General features: G+C 72.7%; 15 protein-coding genes. 8 read left to right on the forward strand and 7 right to left on the reverse strand.

Translation table 11 applies throughout. From position 1 onward, the window contains the following. Nucleotides 1-526: Rv3235 family protein (locus tag ADL08_RS03485; RefSeq protein ID WP_420710537.1), on the forward strand; the 526-nt coding region annotated here is incomplete at its 5' end. A 150-nt stretch (nt 527-676) separates the two neighbouring features. Here ADL08_RS03485 and secA read toward each other — a convergent pair. After that, entirely contained in the window at nt 677-3,487 is a 2,811-nt protein-coding gene (secA, locus tag ADL08_RS03490; RefSeq protein WP_053640541.1) for a preprotein translocase subunit SecA, read from the reverse strand. Between the two features lie 239 nt (nt 3,488-3,726). Between secA and ADL08_RS03495 the strand changes: the two genes are divergently transcribed. Together ADL08_RS03495 and ADL08_RS03500 are read left to right on the forward strand one after the other, a co-directional pair. Continuing rightward, nucleotides 3,727-4,311 (forward strand): GNAT family N-acetyltransferase, encoded by a 585-nt coding sequence (locus ADL08_RS03495; protein ID WP_053640554.1) that lies wholly within the window; start codon nt 3,727-3,729, stop codon nt 4,309-4,311. A 46-nt stretch (nt 4,312-4,357) separates the two neighbouring features. Then, entirely contained in the window at nt 4,358-5,527 is a 1,170-nt protein-coding gene (locus ADL08_RS03500) for a winged helix-turn-helix domain-containing protein (protein ID WP_053640542.1), read from the forward strand. 75 nt (nt 5,528-5,602) lie between these two features. On the opposite strand, the gene ADL08_RS03505 is transcribed toward ADL08_RS03500, so the two are convergent. The 6 genes from ADL08_RS03505 to mtrA form a co-directional block, all read right to left on the reverse strand. After that, the gene (locus ADL08_RS03505) at nt 5,603-6,355 is read right to left on the reverse strand and encodes a response regulator (protein WP_053640543.1); all 753 of its coding nucleotides are present in this window, start codon (nt 6,353-6,355) and stop codon (nt 5,603-5,605) included. Between the two features lie 199 nt (nt 6,356-6,554). Further along, a complete protein-coding gene (gene hpf, locus ADL08_RS03510) occupies nt 6,555-7,250 on the reverse strand; it encodes a ribosome hibernation-promoting factor, HPF/YfiA family (RefSeq protein WP_053640544.1) in 696 nt (231 codons plus the stop codon). A gap of 294 nt (nt 7,251-7,544) precedes the next feature. After that, nucleotides 7,545-8,348: a ComF family protein gene (locus ADL08_RS03515; RefSeq protein ID WP_053640545.1), complete on the reverse strand. Its 804-nt coding sequence runs from the start codon at nt 8,346-8,348 to the stop codon at nt 7,545-7,547. Nucleotides 8,349-8,622: 274 nt separating this feature from the next. Beyond that, nucleotides 8,623-10,485 (reverse strand): LpqB family beta-propeller domain-containing protein, encoded by a 1,863-nt coding sequence (locus tag ADL08_RS03520; RefSeq protein ID WP_053640546.1) that lies wholly within the window; start codon nt 10,483-10,485, stop codon nt 8,623-8,625. Next, nucleotides 10,475-12,520, reverse strand: coding sequence for an MtrAB system histidine kinase MtrB (mtrB, locus tag ADL08_RS03525; RefSeq protein ID WP_053640547.1), 2,046 nt, complete (start codon nt 12,518-12,520; stop codon nt 10,475-10,477). Before mtrB ends, ADL08_RS03520 begins: the two co-directional genes overlap by 11 nt. A 1-nt stretch (nt 12,521) precedes the next feature. Further along, nucleotides 12,522-13,199 carry a two-component system response regulator MtrA gene (gene mtrA / locus ADL08_RS03530; protein WP_010356958.1) on the reverse strand — a complete coding sequence of 226 codons (678 nt, stop codon included), beginning with the start codon at nt 13,197-13,199 and terminating at the stop codon, nt 12,522-12,524. A 331-nt stretch (nt 13,200-13,530) separates the two neighbouring features. Here mtrA and ADL08_RS03535 point away from each other — a divergent pair, with 331 nt between their 5' ends. Genes ADL08_RS03535 through ADL08_RS03555 form a run of 5 tightly spaced genes read left to right on the forward strand, consistent with a single transcriptional unit; the run spans nt 13,531 to nt 18,959 of the window. Next, on the forward strand, nt 13,531-14,751 hold the full coding sequence (locus ADL08_RS03535; RefSeq protein ID WP_053640548.1) for a hypothetical protein: 1,221 nt from the start codon (nt 13,531-13,533) through the stop codon (nt 14,749-14,751). 4 nt (nt 14,752-14,755) lie between these two features. After that, nucleotides 14,756-15,448, forward strand: coding sequence for a DUF4129 domain-containing protein (locus tag ADL08_RS03540; RefSeq protein WP_053640549.1), 693 nt, complete (start codon nt 14,756-14,758; stop codon nt 15,446-15,448). Then, entirely contained in the window at nt 15,445-16,656 is a 1,212-nt protein-coding gene (locus tag ADL08_RS03545) for a DUF4350 domain-containing protein (protein ID WP_053640550.1), read from the forward strand. Before ADL08_RS03540 ends, ADL08_RS03545 begins: the two co-directional genes overlap by 4 nt. Further along, nucleotides 16,653-17,636, forward strand: a complete 984-nt coding sequence (locus ADL08_RS03550; protein ID WP_053640551.1) for an AAA family ATPase — start codon at nt 16,653-16,655, stop codon at nt 17,634-17,636. The genes ADL08_RS03545 and ADL08_RS03550 overlap by 4 nt, the downstream gene beginning before the upstream one ends. A 12-nt stretch (nt 17,637-17,648) precedes the next feature. Continuing rightward, nucleotides 17,649-18,959, forward strand: a complete 1,311-nt coding sequence (locus ADL08_RS03555) for a DUF58 domain-containing protein (RefSeq protein ID WP_053640552.1) — start codon at nt 17,649-17,651, stop codon at nt 18,957-18,959. Nucleotides 18,960-19,117: the final 158 nt, after the last annotated feature.

Below are 19,117 nucleotides of genomic sequence, written 5' to 3' on the forward strand. Positions count from 1 at the left end.
CCCCCCGGCCGGCGGGCCCCCCGCCGCCCCCGCCGCTCCCACGGTCCCGGCCCAGGCGCCGGCCGCCACCCGCCGCCCCCGCACCCCGCGGCCCCGCACGGCCCCCGGCGGGCCCGCCGGCACCCGGCCGCGCGGCTCCGCGGGCACCCGCCCGCGCACGCCCGAGCGCGGCGCACCCCGCGCGCTCCCCCCGCACACCGTCTTCGCGGAGCGCCTGCTCGCCGTCCTGAGCGGGGAGCGGCCGGTGCACTGGATGCTCGGCCACACCCTCGGCGAGGCGTACGAGCAGCTCGTCCGGCTCGCCCCGGAGACGCCCCTGCGCTCGTTCGGCCCCCGTCCGGTCCTGCGCCGCTGCTCGGTCCAGGCGCACCCGGCCCAGGGCGCCGCCGAGGCCTTCGCGACCGTCGCCACCGGCGCCCGCGTCCGGGCGATGGCGTTCCGTCTGGAGCGCGGCGCCGACCAGCGCTGGCGCTGCGCGGCCGTGGAACTCGACGGCCTGGGCGCGACCGCCGCCCGCCCCGCGTGACGGCGGGACGTACGGCCGAGGGGCGTACGGCCGAGGCGGCGGGCGGTCAGGGGCCGTACGGCCAGGCGGCGGGCGGTCAGGGGGCGTACGGCGGAGGGGCCGCCCACCCCACCGGGTGGACGGCCCCTCCCGCGCCGAAGGCCCGGCGCGTCACTTCTTGCGGCGACGCCCGCCGCCCGCGTTCTTCTGCGCCTTGCGCCGCTCCGCGCGGGTCAGCCCGTCGCCGGAGTCCGTGTCGCCGGAGGCGAAGTCGCCCTCGACGACACCGCCGTCGCCGTCCACGGTCGGCGCGGAGAAGTGCAGCCGGTCCGGCCGCTGCGGGGCGTCGAGCCCCTTGGCGCGGATCTCCGGACGCCCGGCACCGGCCGGCACCGCGTCGCCCTTGTCGAGCGAGGGGGAGGACGCCTGCACCGGGACCTCCTCGACCTGCTGCTCGACCTGGACCTCCAGGTTGAACAGGTAGCCGACGGACTCCTCCTTGATGCCCTCCATCATGGCGGTGAACATGTCGAAGCCCTCGCGCTGGTACTCGACCAGCGGGTCCTTCTGCGCCATGGCGCGCAGGCCGATGCCCTCCTGGAGGTAGTCCATCTCGTAGAGGTGCTCGCGCCACTTGCGGTCCAGGACGGACAGGACCACGCGCCGCTCCAGCTCGCGCATGATCTCCGAGCCGAGCTGCTTCTCACGCGCGTCGTACTGCTCGTGGATGTCGTCCTTGATGGACTCGGCGATGAACTCGGCGGTGATGCCCGCCCGGTCCCCGGCCGCGTCCTCCAGGTCCTCCACGGTGACCTTCACCGGGTAGAGCTGCTTGAAGGCGTTCCACAGGCGGTCGAGGTCCCACTCCTCCGCGAAGCCCTCGGCGGTCTCCTGGCGGATGTAGTCGTCGATCGTGTCGTCCATGAAGTGCTGGATCTGCTCGCGCAGGTCCTCGCCCTCCAGGACGCGCCGGCGCTCGCCGTAGATGACCTGGCGCTGCCGGTTGAGCACGTCGTCGTACTTCAGGACGTTCTTGCGGGTCTCGAAGTTCTGGGTCTCGACCTGCGACTGGGCGGAGGCGATCGCCCGGGTGACCATCTTGTTCTCGATCGGCACGTCGTCCGGCACGTTGGCCATGGCCATCACGCGCTCGACCATCTGCGCCTTGAACAGGCGCATCAGGTCGTCGCCGAGCGAGAGGTAGAAGCGGGACTCGCCCGGGTCGCCCTGACGGCCGGAACGGCCGCGGAGCTGGTTGTCGATGCGACGGGACTCGTGACGCTCGGTGCCGAGCACGTAGAGGCCGCCGAGCTCCTTGACCTCCTCGAACTCCGCCTTCACGGCCTTCGCGGCGCGCTCCAGGGCGGCGGGGAGGGCCGCGGCCCACTCCTCGACGTGGTCGACCGGGTCCAGGCCCGCCTGGCGCAGCTCGGCCTCGGCGAGGTCGTCCGGGTTGCCGCCGAGCTTGATGTCCGTACCGCGGCCGGCCATGTTCGTGGCGACGGTGACGGCGCCGCGGCGGCCGGCCTGCGCGACGATGCTCGCCTCGCGGTCGTGGTGCTTGGCGTTGAGGACCTCGTGCTGCACGCCGCGCTTGGAGAGCTGCTGCGAGAGGTACTCGGACTTCTCGACGGAGGTCGTGCCGACCAGGATCGGCTGGCCCTTCTCGTGCTTCTCCGCGATGTCGTCGACGACGGCGGCGAACTTCGCGACCTCGGTCCGGTAGATCAGGTCCGACTGGTCCTTGCGGATCATCGGCCTGTTCGTGGGGATCGGGACGACGCCGAGCTTGTAGATCTGGTGGAACTCGGCGGCCTCGGTCATGGCCGTACCGGTCATGCCGGACAGCTTGTCGTACAGGAGGAAGAAGTTCTGGAGGGTGATCGTGGCGAGCGTCTGGTTCTCGTCCTTGATCTGCACCCCCTCCTTCGCCTCGATCGCCTGGTGCATGCCCTCGTTGTAGCGGCGGCCGGCGAGGATGCGGCCGGTGTGCTCGTCGACGATCATGACCTCGCCGTCGATGACGACGTAGTCCTTGTCCTTCTTGAACAGTTCCTTCGCCTTGATGGCGTTGTTCAGGTAACCGACGAGCGGGGTGTTCACCGACTCGTAGAGGTTGTCGATGCCCAGCCAGTCCTCGACCTTGGCGACGCCCGCCTCGTGGATGGCGACGGTGCGCTTCTTCTCGTCGACCTCGTAGTCGCCGGTCTCCTCGATGCCCTTGAGCTGGTTGCCGGGCTCGCCCTTGGAGAGGCGGGTGACCAGCTTGGCGAAGTCGCCGTACCACTTGGTCGCCTGGTCGGCGGGGCCGGAGATGATCAGCGGCGTACGGGCCTCGTCGACGAGGATGGAGTCGACCTCGTCGACACAGGCGAAGTTGTGGCCGCGCTGGACGAGCTCGTCCTTGGACCACGCCATGTTGTCGCGGAGGTAGTCGAAGCCGAACTCGTTGTTCGTGCCGTAGGTGATGTCGCAGTTGTACTGCTCACGGCGCTGGGCCGGGGTCATGTTGGCGAGGATGCAGCCGATGGACAGACCCAGGAAGCGGTGGACCCGGCCCATGAGCTCGGAGTCGCGCTCGGCCAGGTAGTCGTTGACCGTGATCAGGTGCACGCCCTTGCCGGAGAGCGCGTTGAGGTACGCCGGGAGGGTGCCGACGAGGGTCTTGCCCTCACCGGTCTTCATCTCGGCGACGTAGCCGAGGTGGAGGGCGGCGCCGCCCATCAGCTGGACGTCGTAGTGACGCTGGCCGAGGACGCGCTTGGCGGCCTCGCGCACCGTCGCGAAGGCCTCGGGCATCAGGTCGTCGAGGCTCTCACCGTCGGCGTACCGCTGCTTGTACTCGTCGGTGAGCGCCCGCAACTCGGCGTCGGAGAGGTTGACGAAGTCCTCTTCGATGGAGTTGACCTGGTCCGCGATGCGGTGCAGTTTGCGCAGGATCTTGCCTTCGCCTGCACGCATGAGCTTGTTGAAGACGGACACTGAGGCTGGTCTCCTTGCCGGTCGGGCCTGGCACTAGGTCTTGTCATGGACACGAGCGCGGGCACGGCAGGTGGTCCCCACCGCAACGGCCATCGTAAGCGAGACCGCCCCCGCACAGGGAGGCCCGCAGTGCCGGAGCCGTACGCCCGCCCGGAATGAGAACGCACGAGGCGGGCGGAAGGTGCCGTCCCACCCGAAAAGTGTTCGCTTCGGCCCCGGCCGGTCACCACAATCCCCGCATGGAGCCGATCACCCTCACCACCGACCGACTGCGGCTGCGCAACCCCGTCCCCGGCGACGCCGAGGCCGTGTACGCGATCTGCCAGGACCCCGGCATCCGCCGCTGGACCACCGTCCCCGACCCCTACACCCGGCAGGACGCCGAGTTCTTCCTGAACCGCCTGGTGCCCGACGGCTGGCGCGAGGACACCGAGTACGCCTTCGTCGCCGAGCCGCTGGCCGGGGGCCCGCTGCTCGCCGCGGCCTCCCTGAGGGACCAGGGCCCGGGCACCTGGGAGGTCGGCTACTGGCTGGCCCCGGACCACCGCGGCCACGGCTACATGACCGAGATCGTCCGCGCCCTGGCCCACTGGGCCTTCACCGGCCTGGGCTGCACCCGCCTGGTGTGGCGCGCCGAGGTGGGCAACACCGGCTCGCGCGCGGTGGCCGAGCGGGTCGGCTTCGTCGTGGAGGGCGTCCAGCGCGCCGCCCTGCCCAACAAGGGCACGCTCCGGGACGCCTGGGTCGGCGCCCTGCTCCCGTCCGACTTCGGGCTGCCGAGCCCCCTGCCGTACCTCCCCGCCCGCGATCTCCCGGCGGCCTGACGCGATCTTGCTCCGACTGTCGGTGCCGGGGCCTAGGGTGCGGTGCATGACGACTGTGCCGCGCCCCGCCGCCGAACTGTCCGCCGACGACGCCCGCAGGATCGCGCTGCGCGCCCAGGGCTTCCTGGGTGCGCCCGACCGCCGCGCCGGTGTGCGCGGAGTGCTGCGGAGCCTCGGCCAGGTCCAGCTGGACACCATCTCGGTCCTGGCCCGCTCGCACGAGCTGATCCCGTACGCGCGCCTGGGCGCCGTGGGCCGCACGACGGTCGAGGACGCGTACTGGACCGGGACGCACGCCTTCGAGTACTGGTCGCACGCCGCCTGCGTGCTGCCCGTCGAGGAGTGGCCGCTCTTCGCCTTCCGCCGGCGCGCCTACCGCGGCCGCCCGCACTGGGGCCACGAGCTGTCGCCCGGGGCGTACGACAAGGTGATCTCCCAGCTGCGGGACGAGGGCCCGCGCACGGCGACCGAGCTGGGCGGCGCGAAGAACAAGGGCGAGTGGTGGGACTGGTCCGACTCCAAGATCGCCGTGGAGCGGGCGCTGATGCACGGCGAGGTCGTGGTGGTCGAGCGGCGCGGCTGGAAGCGGGTCTACGACCTGGCCGAGCGGGCGATCCCCGAGGCGCTGCTCCACGACGACCTGGACGACACCGAGTGCGTGCGGCGCCTGGTGCGGCAGGCGGGCGAGGCCCTCGGCGTGGGCACGCGCGCGGACATCGCCGACTACCACCGGCTCAAGGGCGAGCAGTTCGACGCGGCGGTCGAGGCGTCGGGGCTGGTGCCGGTGACGGTGGCGGGCTGGGGGAAGCCCGCCTGGGCGGACCCGGCGGCCCTGGCGACCGAGCCGCGCGGCCGGCACCGCACGACGCTGCTCTCGCCGTTCGACTCGCTGATCTGGGAGCGGGCCCGCACGGAGCGGATCTTCGGCTTCACGCACCGCCTGGAGGCGTACGTGCCGAAGCAGAAGCGGATCCACGGCTACTTCGCGATGCCGGTGCTCTCCGGCGGCCGCCTGGTCGGCCGGGTGGACCCGGCGCGCGAGGGCCGGACGCTCGTGGCCCGCCAGGTGACCCTCGACGGCCCCAAGGCGGTCCCGGCGGTGGCCCGGGCCCTGCGCGAGGCGGCCGAGTGGGTCGGCTGCGACACGGTGACGGTCGTCCCGGACCGCGTGAACCTCCCGCTCCTGGCCCCGGAGCTGATCCGGGAACTGGGCTGAGGAGGTCACAGACCTGGAGCCCTCGACGGACCGGCGGCTCCCGGCGGGCCGGAGGGCCTCGGCGGACCGGGGCCCTCAGCGGATCTCCAGGATCTTCTCCCGCATCGCGTAGACCACGGCCTCCATCCTGGAGTGCAGCTGAAGCTTCTCCAGGATGTTGCGGACGTGGTTCTTCACGGTGTTCTCGGAGATGAACAACTCCTTGGCGATGTCCCGGTTGTTCATCCCGGTCGCGACGAGCTTGAGGACCTCCAGCTCGCGGTCGGTCAGCCGGGGCGCGGGCACGAGCCTGCGCTCGTCGGTCCGCTGGATCATCGACTTGAACTCGGTGAGGAGCTTGGACGCCATGGAGGGGCTGATCTGCGACTGCCCGTCCGCGACCGCGCGGATCGCCGTCGCGACCTCGTCGGTGGAGATCTCCTTGAGCAGGTACCCGGTGGCGCCCGCCTTGATCGCCTCGTAGAGGTCGGCCTCCTCGTCGCTGATCGTCAGCATGATGATCTTCGCGCTGGGGGCGACCTCCTTGATGGTGGTGCACGCCTCGATGCCGCCGCGCCGGGGCATCCGCACGTCCATCAGGACAATGTCGGGCAGCAGATCGGCCGCCTTCTCGACGGCCTCGGCCCCGTCACCGGCCTCTCCGACGACCTGGATGTCCTCTTCGTGAAAGAGGACGATCTCCAGACCGCGCCGGAAAAGGGCGTGGTCGTCCACGACGAGGACCCGGATCGGCTCCTTGCGGAACGCACCGCTGTCCGAATCCGATCCCTCCGGGACCGACCCACCGTGCTCGTGCCCGCTGAGCACCGGCCCGAAGCTGTCCGCCATCGTTCCTCCCCCTGAAGGCCGTGGCCTGAATTCGTTTCCGGTCCCCCAACCCGTGCCCAGGAAGCACCGGTTGGCGTGCACGCCATGATTTCATGCCCCGGCCGCTGCGGGTCGATCCATGGGGGCGCACGGGGGTGCCCCTGGGGGCGCACCACGCGCTCCAGGGGCACCGTGAGGTGTGGATGGTACGGGCCGGCGGTCAGCCGCCGAGCGCACCGCCCGCGCCGCCGTCGGCGAGCGGGTCGCTCTCGGCGAGCGGGTCGCTCTCCAGATGGATGACGCCGTAGTCGTACGCGTGTCGCCGGTAGACGACGCTCGGCTGCTTGGTGTCGGAGTCGACGAAGAGGTAGAAGTCGTGCCCGACCAGCTCCATCTCGTAGAGCGCCTGGTCGAGCGTCATCGGTGCGGCCTTGTGGGTCTTCTCGCGGACCACCAGCGGGCCGTCGCCCTGGACTTCGATCGAGCCCACCATCTTGGTGGGCACCTCGTCGGTCTCGTCGACCACGAGTTGGCCGTCCCCGTCGAACTGGGCGACGCCGGGCACGACGTCACCGACCTCGGCGGCCGACAGCCGGCCGTTGCCGCGGCGGGTGTACCGCTTGTCGTGCTGCTTGCGCAGTCGCGCCTCGAGCTTGTCGCTGGCGAGGTCGAGCGCTGCGTACGGGTCGCCTGCCGCAGCCTCCGCCCGGATCACCGGGCCGCGGGAGTGAAGGGTGATCTCCACGCGGTCGGACCGGTCGGCCTGCCGCGGGTTGTGCTCCTTGGACACCTCGACGTCGAGGCTGATCACCTTGCCGTCGAGCTTCTGGATCTTCTCCAGCTTCAGCTTCTCGGCCACGTGCTTGCGGAACCGCTCGGGCACCTCGGTCTTGCGGCCCTTGACGACGATGTCCACGCAGAACTCCGTTCCCGGATCGCCCGGATCGGCTCCTCGGCCGCCGGGCATCTCCCTTTGCACCAGACTCCGGTGGATTACCGGAGCTCGGACTCGGCGACTTTCACCTCCTCCTCCCCGGTCGGGAAGATCCCCACCCCTTCGGCAGGAGGTTAATTCGCCCTGAACTCCTGTCCAGAGGCGCAACCATGTATTCGGTGAGGCGATGGCTTTCACCATTCCTCACAACCGAACATAGCCCCTTCGGACGGGTGTCGGCACCCGCTGCCGCGACATACCTCCGTTCGAGCGTTTTCACCTCTCACCACCTGCAACGATCCAAGATCTCGACGAGTTCCGGTTTATTTCGAACGAAGCGGGAGATGATGCGATCACAGCCGCTGCCCGCTGTTCGAATCCGTGCTGCGCGGAACCGGCCGGTAAACCGTGCGGTATTTCAGAAATGAACGAAAGCTGTACGGCTTCGAGGGCGCGAGCCGCCTCCGCCAGCGAGGCGCCGGTGGTCATCAGGTCGTCCACGAGCACCACCGTTCCCGCCGCGAGGAGCCCCGCGCCGCCGGGCACGACCTCAAGGGCCCCGGAGAGGTTCGCGAGGCGCCCGCGCGCCCCCAGTCCGGCCTGGTCCGCCACGTACCGCCGCTGCCGCAGCACGGGCGCCACCCGGGCGTCCCGCCCCGCTCGGCGCAGCCGGGCGGCCGCGGCCAGGGCGATCCGCCGCGTCGGATCGTGACCGCGCGCCCGTACGGAGCGCCGCGAGGACGGCACCGGTACGAGGAGCAGCGGGCCGCCCCCGGACCCCGCCACGGCCCCGGCGGCGGCCTCCACGGCCCCGGCCAGGGCGCCGCCCAGGGGCCCGGCGAGGGCGAGCGCCCCGCGCTCCTTGTGGGCGAGGAGCACCTCCCGTACGGCGTCGGCGTAGGGCGCGGCCGCGTGGACCACGGGCAGCCCGGCGGGCTCGGGGTCCGGCCGCACCCGGCGCGGCCCCGCCCCGGTGAGCGCCTCCGCGCACTCCGGACACAGCTCGTCCCGCGGTCTGCCGCAGCCTCCGCAGGCGACCGGCAGCACCAGCCCGGCGATCTCGCGCCACCACCCCCGCATGGCTCAACTGTGCGCCTTCCGGCGCCCCCCGGCCACCCCTGTGGAAAACCCCCCACGAGCCCCCGGAGTACGTCAGGTACGCCCCGCGCGGACCGGTGCGCGGGCCGCTGGTGGGCAGGCCTCTGGAGGGCGGGTCTTCTGGTGCACAGGCCGGCGCACGGGCCGGGTGCGCACGGATCGGGTGCGCACGGATCGGGTGCGCACGGATCGGGTGCGCACGGATCGGGGCGCGGCCGGGAGGGTCCCGGCCGCGCCCCGATCCGCCGGACAGGTCCTAGCCGGGGTAGACCGGCGAATCCCCGGCCTTCACCACCGGCTGCCAGTTCGTCCCCGGCGGCAGCCGGACGATGCCGTCCTCGGAGTCGGCCACCATGGGCGTGTCCACCGACTCCGTGTGCGGCGCGGACACCGAACTCACCCCGTTCAGACCGGGGAGCACCGAGGTCGTGGAGGTCGAGCCGTCCGTCTGGAGGTAGCGGATCTGCTGCACGCCCCCCGCCTCCCTGCCGACCACGACGAGCCGGCTCGGCCCGGCCCAGGAGACGGCCGTGACCGACTCCAGCCGGGGGGCGGCGGGCTGGAGGTCCACCACCGAGACGGTGGTCTCCTCGTCCGTCGTCTGCCGCTCGATCCGGCCGATCTGGAGGGTGGTGCGCTCGCCCCGCCTGACCACCAGGGCGATCCGGACGCCGTCGGCGGAGACCCGCAGCGACTCGATCCGGCCGTCCTCCAGCCACGGCGTGCGAACCTCGACGGGCTGTCCGGTGCCGCCCGGCACCATCCACAGCCGGCGCTTGGCCGGATCGCGGTCGGCGACCCACAGGTCGCCCCGGCCGCCCCAACTGGGCGCGGACAGCCGGTCCTCCGGCCGGACGCCCTTGCTCTCCAGGACCGCGGGCTGGGCGGGCTGCTCCGTGGTGATCGAGGAGACGAGCAGCCGCCGGCCGCTCTCGTCGACCGCGGCCGCCCGGGTCTCGCCCCGGTCGACGGCGATCGAACCGAGCTCCACCGCACCCTTGCCGAGCGGACCCGGCACGTCGACCGGCGCGGCCGTCTCCTTGCCCGCGACCATCAGCTTCTTCAGCTTGCCGTGCTCGTCGACGAAGTACGGCTTCTCGCCGAGGTCGGTCTCCCGGACCGGCGCGAACTCGGCCGCCTGCGCCTTGCCGAGCCGGCACAGCGAGCCCTGCTCGTCCAGGAGCTCCACCTGTTCGACCCGTACGGACGGCAGGTCGCGCAGCGTGAACAGCAGCTGCGTCGCCATCCGCCGGCACGCCACCCCGTCGGCCCGGTTCCCCTTGAAGACGAGCGGCACCTTCAGCGTGGACTGGTCGTCCGTCGCCAGGGTGGTGACCCCGGCCTTCAGCCTCGTACGCGAGGGGAAGCTGGAGTCGACGGCCTGCTTCAGCCAGTTCGTCGGGCCGTCGAGCAGCGCCTTGACGGTCTGGGTCACCGGATCCATCCGGGTGACCGGATCCTGTCGCTGCCGGATGTAGACGGGATCGGCGACGACCCAGTCCTCCCCGGAGGCGAAGTAGTACTTGTTGACCGAACGGTAGTTGCGGAGGAAGTCCGCTTCGCCGAGGACCAGGCCGGGCGGAAGGCTGTCGATGCGCCACTCCTTGCCCTTGCCGTTGCCCGTCGGCTGCTGCACGACCTGGATCGACCACAGGTAGTCGGCGGGGCTGATCGGCTGGTAGGCGTGGCGGGCGTCCACCGTCGCGATCTTGCGACCGGCGAGCGGGTAGACCCGGCCCTCCTTGTCGGGGTCGGCGTTGCGGTCGGCCTGTTTGCGGTCGGGCGCGGTGGCGAGCACGGTGATGCTCTGCTCGGGCTTCCAGGTGCCCGCGGCCTTCTTCGTCAGGTACTTGCGGGCGGTGGCGAACCCGGGGTCGTCACTGGTCATGGCCTCCAGGAAGCCGTCGACGATCTCGCGCGGGTCGGCGTTCTCGCGGGGGGCGACGGCGTAGACCCGGACCTGCGAGTCCCCCGTGTTGGAGCCCTTCACCGGCTGTACGTCCCCGCTGTCGGGCATCGACGCGCAGCCGCCCGCCAGCAGGGCGCCGCACGCGGCCAGCAGCGTCGCCCGCGCGACCCGTCCCCGCCCCGCGTGCTCCGCTCGGGAGTCATCGCCCACGTGTCCCGCCCTCCTGCTCCGCGTTGTCGTTCCCCCGGCCGTTCCCGTTCTCGTTCCCGCCGCGGGTGGCCGCCGCGCCCGGCCCGCGGCCGTCCGCGTCCGTCGCCGGCCGCGCCACCACCCGGGCGCCGCTGCCGGGCAGCGCCGTCGGGTCGACGGTCGCCCGGGGCGCTCCGGGCAGCCTCGACGACACGGGGAGCGCCGTCCGGTCCCCGCCGGACTGCGCCGGCACCGCCGTCCGGCGGGCGTTCTCCCGCGCGTGGCCGGCGGCCGCCTGCTCGCGGTTGCGGCGGGAGTCCTCGGGCTCCAGGGGTATCGGGGAGCCCCGCAGCGGCTCGTCCGCCGTACGCGGCAGGGTGAGCCGGAACTGCGAACCGCCGCCGGGCTCGCCCCAGGCCTGGAGCCAGCCGCCGTGCAGCCGGGCGTCCTCGACGGCGATCGACAGGCCGAGGCCGGTGCCGCCGGTGGTCCGGGCACGGGCCGGATCGGCCCGCCAGAAGCGGTTGAACACCCGGGTCGCCTCGCCCGGCTTCAGCCCGACGCCGTAGTCGCGGACGGCGACGGCGACGGCGCCGCCCGCGGCGGCCAGCTTCACCACCACGTCCCGGCCCTCACCGTGCTCGACGGCGTTCACGACGAGGTTGCGCAGCACCCGCTCGACACGGCGGGCGTCCGCCTCGGCCACCATGGGCTGCTGGTCGCCGACGACCACGATCCGGGTGTTCTTGCGCTCGGCGAGGGGCTCGGCGCCTCCTATGACCCGGCGCACGACCTGCCGCAGGTCTATCGGCTCTGCCTCCAGGGCGGCCGCGCCCGCGTCGAAGCGGCTGATCTCCAGGAGGTCGGAGAGCAGCGACTCGAAGCGGTCGAGCTGGTCGCCGAGGAGTTCGGCGGAGCGGGCGGTGACGGGGTCGAAGTCGACGCGGGCCTCGTGGATGACGTCGGCCGCCATCCGGACCGTGGTCAGCGGGGTGCGCAGCTCGTGCGAGACGTCCGAGACGAACCGCCGCTGCATCCGCGACAGCTCCTCCAGCTGCTGGATCTTGAGCTGGAGGTTCTGGGCCATCTTGTTGAAGGCCTCGCCGAGCCGCGCGATGTCGTCCTCGCCGGTGACCTTCATCCGTTCCTGGAGGCGCCCGGCCGAGAGCCGCTCGGCGATCCCGGCGGCCATCCGCACGGGTGTGACGACCTGGCGCACCATGAGCCAGGCGATGGCCCCGAGCAGCACGACGACGAAGAGCCCGGCGGTCGCCAGGGTGCCCTTGACCAGGGCGAGGGAGTCCTCCTCCTGGGTCAGCGGGAAGAGGTAGTACAGCTCGTACTGGGTGCCCTCGGCGTCGTTCAGCCGCTTGCCGATCACCAGGCCGGGCTCGGACGCCTTGCTGCTGGTGTAGTGGATCCGCGTGAACTTCTGCAAGGTCTCCGTGCTCTGCGCCACCGAGTGCCGCAGTTCGCGGGGGATGCTCGTCGCCGGGTCGACCTCGCCGGAGGCGCGGACGCCACGGCTCGCGGTGTCACCGGTGTCGAGGGAGAGCGCGACCACGTTGAAGGCGCTCTGACCACCGCTGGCGAGCTGCTCGACCAGGGTGGAGCGCCAGTTCACGGAGGCGCCGTCCCGCCCGCCGTCCGGCTGCCCGGGCGTCGAGGGGGTGGTCGCCGCCCGGTCCTGGGCGGCGGAGAACCCGCCGGCGGCCTGGCCCTGGGCGGCCCTCTCCTTGGCGTCGAGCAGACCGTTGCGGACCTGTCCGATGACGACGATGCCGAGCAGCAGCACGACCCCGAGGGACATCAGCAGGGTGCCCGCGACGATCCGCAGCTGGATGTTCCGCCGCCACAGGCGCACGGCGGGCAGCAGCGGACGGCGGACCCAGCGCGCGACGAGCCGGAAGACCGGCCCTCCCCGCGAACCGTCCTGGAGGAGCCGTCCACCGAGCGGCGGGCGGCCGGAACGCGAGCCCCCCCGCCCCGGTCCGGCAGCCCGCCCCGTACGGCTTCCCGGGTCCCCGGGCTTCGGAGCAGTACTGCCCTTGCTCATGTCAGCTCGGTCCCGCCTTGTAACCGACGCCACGGACGGTCACCACGATCTCCGGGCGCTCGGGGTCCTTCTCGACCTTCGAGCGCAGCCGCTGGACGTGCACGTTCACCAGCCGGGTGTCGGCCGCGTGCCGGTAGCCCCACACCTGCTCCAGCAGGACCTCACGGGTGAAGACCTGCCACGGCTTGCGCGCGAGCGCGACGAGGAGGTCGAACTCCAGCGGGGTCAGGGCGATGGACTGCCCGTCCCGCTTCACGGAGTGCCCGGCCACGTCGATGACCAGGTCACCGATGGTGAGCTGCTCCGGAGCCGGCTCCTCGGACCTCCGCAGCCGCGCCCGGATGCGGGCGACGAGCTCCTTCGGCTTGAACGGCTTCACGATGTAGTCGTCGGCGCCGGACTCCAGACCCACGACCACGTCGACCGTGTCGCTCTTGGCCGTGAGCATGACGATCGGCACTCCCGACTCGGCCCGGATGAGCCGGCACACCTCGATGCCGTCCCTGCCGGGCAGCATCAGGTCCAGCAGCACCAGATCGGGCTTCGCCTCCCTGAAAGCGGCAAGCGCCTTGTCACCGTCCGCGACGAACGACGGCTCGAACCCTTCACCCCGCAGCACGATGCCGAGCATCTCGGCCAGTGCGGTGTCGTCGTCGACGACGAGAACGCGTCCCTTCATATCGACATCATCCCATTAGCCAATCGTTACCTGCCGTGACCTGTCCCACAGCGTCTTCCCCTGTCAGGGTCGTGATCTTGTGGAGAACGACCCGCTCGGCCCGCCGCCGCACGGTTCGCGCGGCCGGATCGGGCATCCGCACAGTGTGCCGTCTGTCGTCCGCACAATGAAGGTCCGGACGATGCTACGAAGGACGAGGCCGCTCCCGCCCACGGGTGGGACCCACGTGGCACGATGGCACCCGGCCCGCCGCCGTGTTCAGGTGTCGGCCGCCGTGACCGCGCCGGTTCGCCGATCCGGCACCGCGACCATTCCCACGAGGTGGACGACCGTGAACGACACTCCGGGCTGGACCTCGCCCGGATCCGCCCCTTCCGGCGGCCAGGACGGCTCCGGCGTTCCCCGGCCCGCCGGCCCGGCCGACGTGAACGGCTCCACCTCCCAGTGGTCCAAGGACCAGCCGCCCGCCGGCCGGTGGTCCCCGCCCACCGGCCAGACGCCGCCCCCCGGCCCCGGCCGGAACCAGGGAGCCCCGCCCCCCGGCGTCCAGTGGGGCGGGCCGCCGGCCGCGAAGCCCGGTGTGATCCCGCTGCGCCCGCTGGGCCTGGGCGAGATCCTCGACAGCTCGGTGAAGACCCTCCGCTCCTACTGGCGCACGCTCCTGCCCGTCACGGCCGTGCTCGCGTTGCTCGCCCAGGTCACCCACACCCTGGTCCAGCGCTATCTCGTCCCGGCGGCCCCGCCGCTCAACCCGGACGCCACCCCCGCCGAAGAGCTGGAGCAGCTCCTCGCGTCGGCCCGGTCCTCCCTGATCGGCCTGGGCCCGGACACGGTCGTGTCCCTGGTGGTGTTGATGATCAGCAGCGCCCTGCTGGCCGTCGTGGCCGGCCGCGCGATCCTCGGCCGCCCGATCTCGGCGGGGACCGCCTGGCGGGAAGCCCGCCCGCGCCTGCTCCAGCTGCTCGGTCTGACCCTGCTGCTCGCGGTGACGGGCGCCGGCATCATGCTCGTCGGCCTGCTTCCCGGACTCGTGATCGGCGGCGCCCCGGGCGCGGTCCTGGCCGTCACAGGCGGTCTCGGCGCCCTGGTGGTCAACGTCTGGCTGATGGTCCGCTTCAGCCTCGCCTCCCCCGCCCTGATACTGGAGCGCGGAGGCGTGGTCCAGTCCCTGAAGCGCTCGGCGAAGCTGGTCCGGGGCTCGTGGTGGCGGATCTTCGGCATCACCCTGCTCACACAACTGCTGACCAGCGTGTTCACGTTGATCATCTCGATCCCCTTCATCGCCATCGGCTTCGTGGTCGACGGCGAGGCCTTCTCCGCCCTGTCCTCCGGCTCCGCCGAGTCCTTCGGCTGGCCGTTCCTGATCGTCACGGGCATCGGCGGTGTGATCACCAGCGCGATCGCCTACCCCGTCTCCGCCGGGGTGACGGTCCTCCTCTACGTGGACCAGCGCATCCGCCGGGAAGCCCTGGACCTCGAACTGATCCGGGCCGCCGGCCACCCCGACCCCGCACCCGCACCCGCACCCGGCGACAAGACCGTCGGAGGCTGATGCCGTGACGGGCGCGGGGGGCACGGTCACGCCACTGGCGCGCCTGCGCGCCGACGGCGACGTACCGGTGGACGTCTCCCGTGTCCCCGCCCGCGAGGCGGCGGAGCGGGAGCTGTCCCGGCCGATGTACCACGAGAACGATCCGAGCCTCCTCCAGCGCGGCCTGAACCGCTTCTGGGAGTGGCTCGACGCCCTCTTCGGCTCCGCGTCCGAGGCCGCCCCGGGCGGAGTGCTCGGCCTCGTCGTCATCGCCCTGGCGGTGGTCGCGCTCGCCGCCGCCCTCTGGTGGCGCCTCGGCACCCCCCGCCGGACGCCCGCCGCCACGGGCGACTCCCTCTTCGCGGACGGCCCCCGTTCCGCCCGGGACCACCGGGCGGCCGCCGCCCGCCACGCCTCCGCCGGCCGCTGGAACGAGGCCGTCCAGGAACGGATGCGGGCCGTCGTCCGCTCCCTCGAAGAGCGCGCCCTGCTCGACCCCCGGCCCGGCCGCACGGCGGACGAGGCGGCCGCCGAGGCGGGCCGCTCCCTCCCCTCCCACGCGGACGGCCTGCGCCTCGCGGCCCGCGCCTTCGACGACGTCACGTACGGCGGCCGCACCGCCGACGAGCCCGCGTACCGCCGCGTCGAGGAGCTGGACACCGCCCTGGAGCGGACCCGCCCCACCCTCGACACCACTTCCCCGGGGACGCCCGCATGAGCGGCGCGCCCACCGGCACCCCGGCGTCCGGCACCACGTCGACCGCCCCCTCCGCCCGCAAGATCTGGACCCGGGTCCGCGGCGCGGCCCTCGTCGCCGCCCTGATCCTGATCGGCGGCCTCGTCCTCGCCACGGTCCGCTCCGACGGCGCCCACGGCGCCCTCGACCCCCGCTCCACCGACCCCCACGGCAGCCGGGCGGTCGCCGAGCTCCTCAAGGAGCGGGGCGTCACGCTCACCCTCGCCACCACCCTCGACGAGGCCACGACGGCCACACACTCCGGGACCACCCTCCTGGTCACCACCCCGGATCTGCTGACGGACGCTCAGCGGTCCACCCTCCGCTCCACCATGGAGAACTCCGCCGGACGCACGGTCCTCCTGGGCGCGGGCTCCCCCTCCCTCGGCACCCTGGCCCCGGGAGTCACCGGCGCCCCCGGCGCCACCGTCACGAACCTCGCCCCCGCCTGCACCCTGCCCGCCGCCACCCGCGCCGGCAGCGTCGACCTGGGCGGCGAGCGCTACGAGGTCGCCCCCGGCACCAGCGCCGACTCCTGCTACCCCTCCAAAGGCCTGCCGACCCTGGTCCGCCTCCCCGGCACCGGCACCACCGACACGGTCCTCCTCGGCTCGCCCGACCTCCTCCACAACACCCGTCTCGACCAGCAGGGCAACGCCTCGCTCGCCCTGCAACTCCTCGGCTCCCGGCCCCATCTCGTCTGGTACCTCCCCTCCCTGTACGACGCCTCCGCCGACGCGCCCGAAGACGACACCACCGGCAGCTTCCTCACGCTCATCCCCTCCGGCTGGCTGTGGGGCACGCTCCAGCTCGCGCTCGCGGCCCTGCTCGCCGCCGTCTGGCGCGCCCGCCGCCTCGGCCCCCTGGTGACCGAACGGCTCCCCGTCGCCCTCCGTGCCTCCGAGACCACCGAGGGCCGCGCCCGCCTCTACCGCAAGGCGAACGCCCGCGACCGCGCCGCCTCCGTCCTGCGCACCGCGACCCGCACCCGGCTCGCCCCGCTCCTGGGCGTCCCCGCCCGGGACGCCCACTCCCCCGCACTCCTCCTCCCCGCGCTCTCCGCCCGTCTCCCCGGGACCACCGCGGACTCCAAGGACCTCCTCTTCGGCCCGGCCCCCGCCGACGACTCCACCCTCATCCGCCTGGCGGACCAACTCGACGCCCTCGAAAGAGAGGTACGCACCTCATGAGCGCCCCGACCCCCGAGACGGCTGCGAACTCGGACGGCGCCCGCGCCTCCCTGGAAGCCCTGCGCGCCGAGATCGCGAAGGCCGTGGTCGGCCAGGACCCCGCCGTCACCGGTCTCGTCGTCGCCCTGCTGTGCCGGGGGCACGTCCTCCTCGAAGGCGTCCCCGGGGTCGCCAAGACCCTGCTGGTCCGCTCGCTCGCCGCCGCGCTCGAACTGGACACCAAGCGCGTCCAGTTCACCCCCGACCTGATGCCGAGCGACGTCACCGGCTCCCTGGTCTACGACGCCCGCACCGCCGAGTTCTCCTTCCAGCCGGGCCCGGTCTTCACCCACCTGCTGCTCGCCGACGAGATCAACCGGACGCCCCCGAAGACCCAGTCGTCCCTCCTGGAGGCCATGGAGGAACACCAGGTCACGGTCGACGGAACCCCGCGCCCGCTGCCCGAGCCGTTCCTGGTCGCGGCGACCCAGAACCCCGTCGAGTACGAGGGCACCTACCCCCTCCCCGAGGCCCAACTGGACCGGTTCCTGCTGAAGCTGACGGTTCCTCTGCCCTCACGCGCGGACGAGATCCAGGTCCTCACCCGTCACGCCGAGGGCTTCGACCCCCGCGACCTGAAGGCCGCCGGCGTCCGCCCCGTCGCGGGCCCCGCCGAACTCGAAGCCGCCCGGGCCGCCGTCACCAAGGTCTCGGTCTCCGCCGAGATCGCCGGCTATGTCGTCGATATCTGCCGTGCCACGCGTGAATCCCCCTCGCTCACGCTCGGGGTCTCTCCCCGAGGCGCCACCGCCCTGCTCTCCACCGCCCGCGCCTGGGCCTGGCTCACCGGCCGGGACTACGTCACCCCGGACGATGTGAAGGCCCTCGCTCTCCCCACCCTGCGTCATCGCATCCACCTGCGGCCCGAAGCCGAGATGGAGGGAGTCACCCCGGACTCCGTCATCCACTCGATCCTCGCCCACGTCCCCGTCCCCCGCTGAGAACGGCGCCCCATGGCCCTCACCGGACGAACCGCGCTGCTCGCGGCCCTCGGATCGCTCCCCGTCGGCATCCTCGCCCCCAGCTGGACGGGGATGCTCGCGGTGAACGCGCCCCTCTCACTCGCAATACTGTGCGATTACGCCCTGGCCGCGCCAGTACGAACGCTCCAATTCACCCGAAGCGGTGACACATCCGTTCGACTCGGTGACGCGGCAGAAGTCCGGCTCACGGTCACCAACCCGTCCCGCCGCCCCCTCCGCGCCCAGCTCAGGGACGCCTGGCCGCCCAGCAGCTGGCTCCCCGGCACCGAACAGGCCTCCTCGCGCCAACGCCTCACCGTCCCCGCCGGCGAGCGCCGCCGCCTCACCACGACCCTGCGCCCGACCCGCCGGGGCGACCGCCGCGCCGAACGGATCACGGTCCGCTCGTACGGCCCCCTCGGTCTCGCGGCCCGCCAGGGCGGCCACGAGGTGCCCTGGACCGTCCGCGTCCTGCCCCCGTTCACCAGCCGCAAGCACCTGCCGTCCCGTCTGGCCCGGCTCCGTGAACTCGACGGCCGCACCAGCGTGCTGACCCGCGGCGAGGGCACCGAGTTCGACAGCCTCCGCGAGTACGTGCCCGGGGACGACACCCGCTCGATCGACTGGCGCGCTACGGCCCGGCAGACCGCGGTCGCCGTCCGCACCTGGCGCCCCGAGCGCGACCGCCACGTCCTGATCGTCCTGGACACCGGCCGCACCTCGGCCGGCCGCGTCGGCGACGTCCCGCGCCTGGACGCCTCCATGGACGCGGCCCTCCTCCTGACCGCGCTCGCCTCCCGCGCCGGCGACCGCGTGGACCTCCTCGCCTACGACCGCCGCCTCCGCGCCCAGGTCCAGGGCCGCTCCGCGGGCGACGTCCTGCCCGCCGTCGTCGACGCCCTGGCCCCACTCGAACCGGAACTCGTGGAGACCGACACCCACGGCCTGGCCGCGACCGCGCTCTCCCGCGCTCCCCGCCGCTCCCTGATCGTCCTGCTGACCGGCCTGGACGCCGCTCCCATCGAGGAGGGCCTCCTCCCCGTCCTGCCGCGGCTCACCCGGCGCCACACGCTCCTCGTGGCCTCCGTGGCCGATCCGCACGTCGCCCGCATGGCCGCGAACCGCGGCACGCTCGACGGCGTGTACGAGGCCGCCGCAGCCACCCGGACGCAGTCCCAGCGCACCCGTACCGCAGATCAGCTCCGGCGCCACGGCGTCACGGTCGTCGACGCCACCCCGGAGACCCTGGCCCCGGCCCTGGCGGACGCGTACCTCGCCTTGAAGGCGGCCGGCCGCCTCTGAACCTCGCCGATCTCTCACCGGGATCCTGAGCAAGGAATCGACCGGAGAAAAGGCCCGTAAACGCAGAAAAGCCCCGCACCATGACGGTGCGGGGCTTTCCCACAATGATTGTTCGGCGGTGTCCTACTCTCCCACAGGGTCCCCCCTGCAGTACCATC

The organism is Streptomyces sp. NRRL F-6492, from assembly GCF_001280125.1.
Classification (GTDB): Bacteria; Actinomycetota; Actinomycetes; order Streptomycetales; family Streptomycetaceae; genus Streptomyces.

Coding starts and splice junctions, on each gene's coding strand:
- ADL08_RS03495 (WP_053640554.1), top strand. CDS start 3,727: ATGGAGCCGATCACCCTCACCACCGACCGACTGCGGCTGCGCAACCCC.
- ADL08_RS03500 (WP_053640542.1), top strand. CDS start 4,358: ATGACGACTGTGCCGCGCCCCGCCGCCGAACTGTCCGCCGACGACGCC.
- ADL08_RS03505 (WP_053640543.1), bottom strand. CDS start 6,355: ATGGCGGACAGCTTCGGGCCGGTGCTCAGCGGGCACGAGCACGGTGGG.
- ADL08_RS03515 (WP_053640545.1), bottom strand. CDS start 8,348: ATGCGGGGGTGGTGGCGCGAGATCGCCGGGCTGGTGCTGCCGGTCGCC.
- mtrB (WP_053640547.1), bottom strand. CDS start 12,520: ATGAGCAAGGGCAGTACTGCTCCGAAGCCCGGGGACCCGGGAAGCCGT.
- mtrA (WP_010356958.1), bottom strand. CDS start 13,199: ATGAAGGGACGCGTTCTCGTCGTCGACGACGACACCGCACTGGCCGAG.
- ADL08_RS03545 (WP_053640550.1), top strand. CDS start 15,445: ATGAGCGGCGCGCCCACCGGCACCCCGGCGTCCGGCACCACGTCGACC.
- ADL08_RS03550 (WP_053640551.1), top strand. CDS start 16,653: ATGAGCGCCCCGACCCCCGAGACGGCTGCGAACTCGGACGGCGCCCGC.
- ADL08_RS03555 (WP_053640552.1), top strand. CDS start 17,649: ATGGCCCTCACCGGACGAACCGCGCTGCTCGCGGCCCTCGGATCGCTC.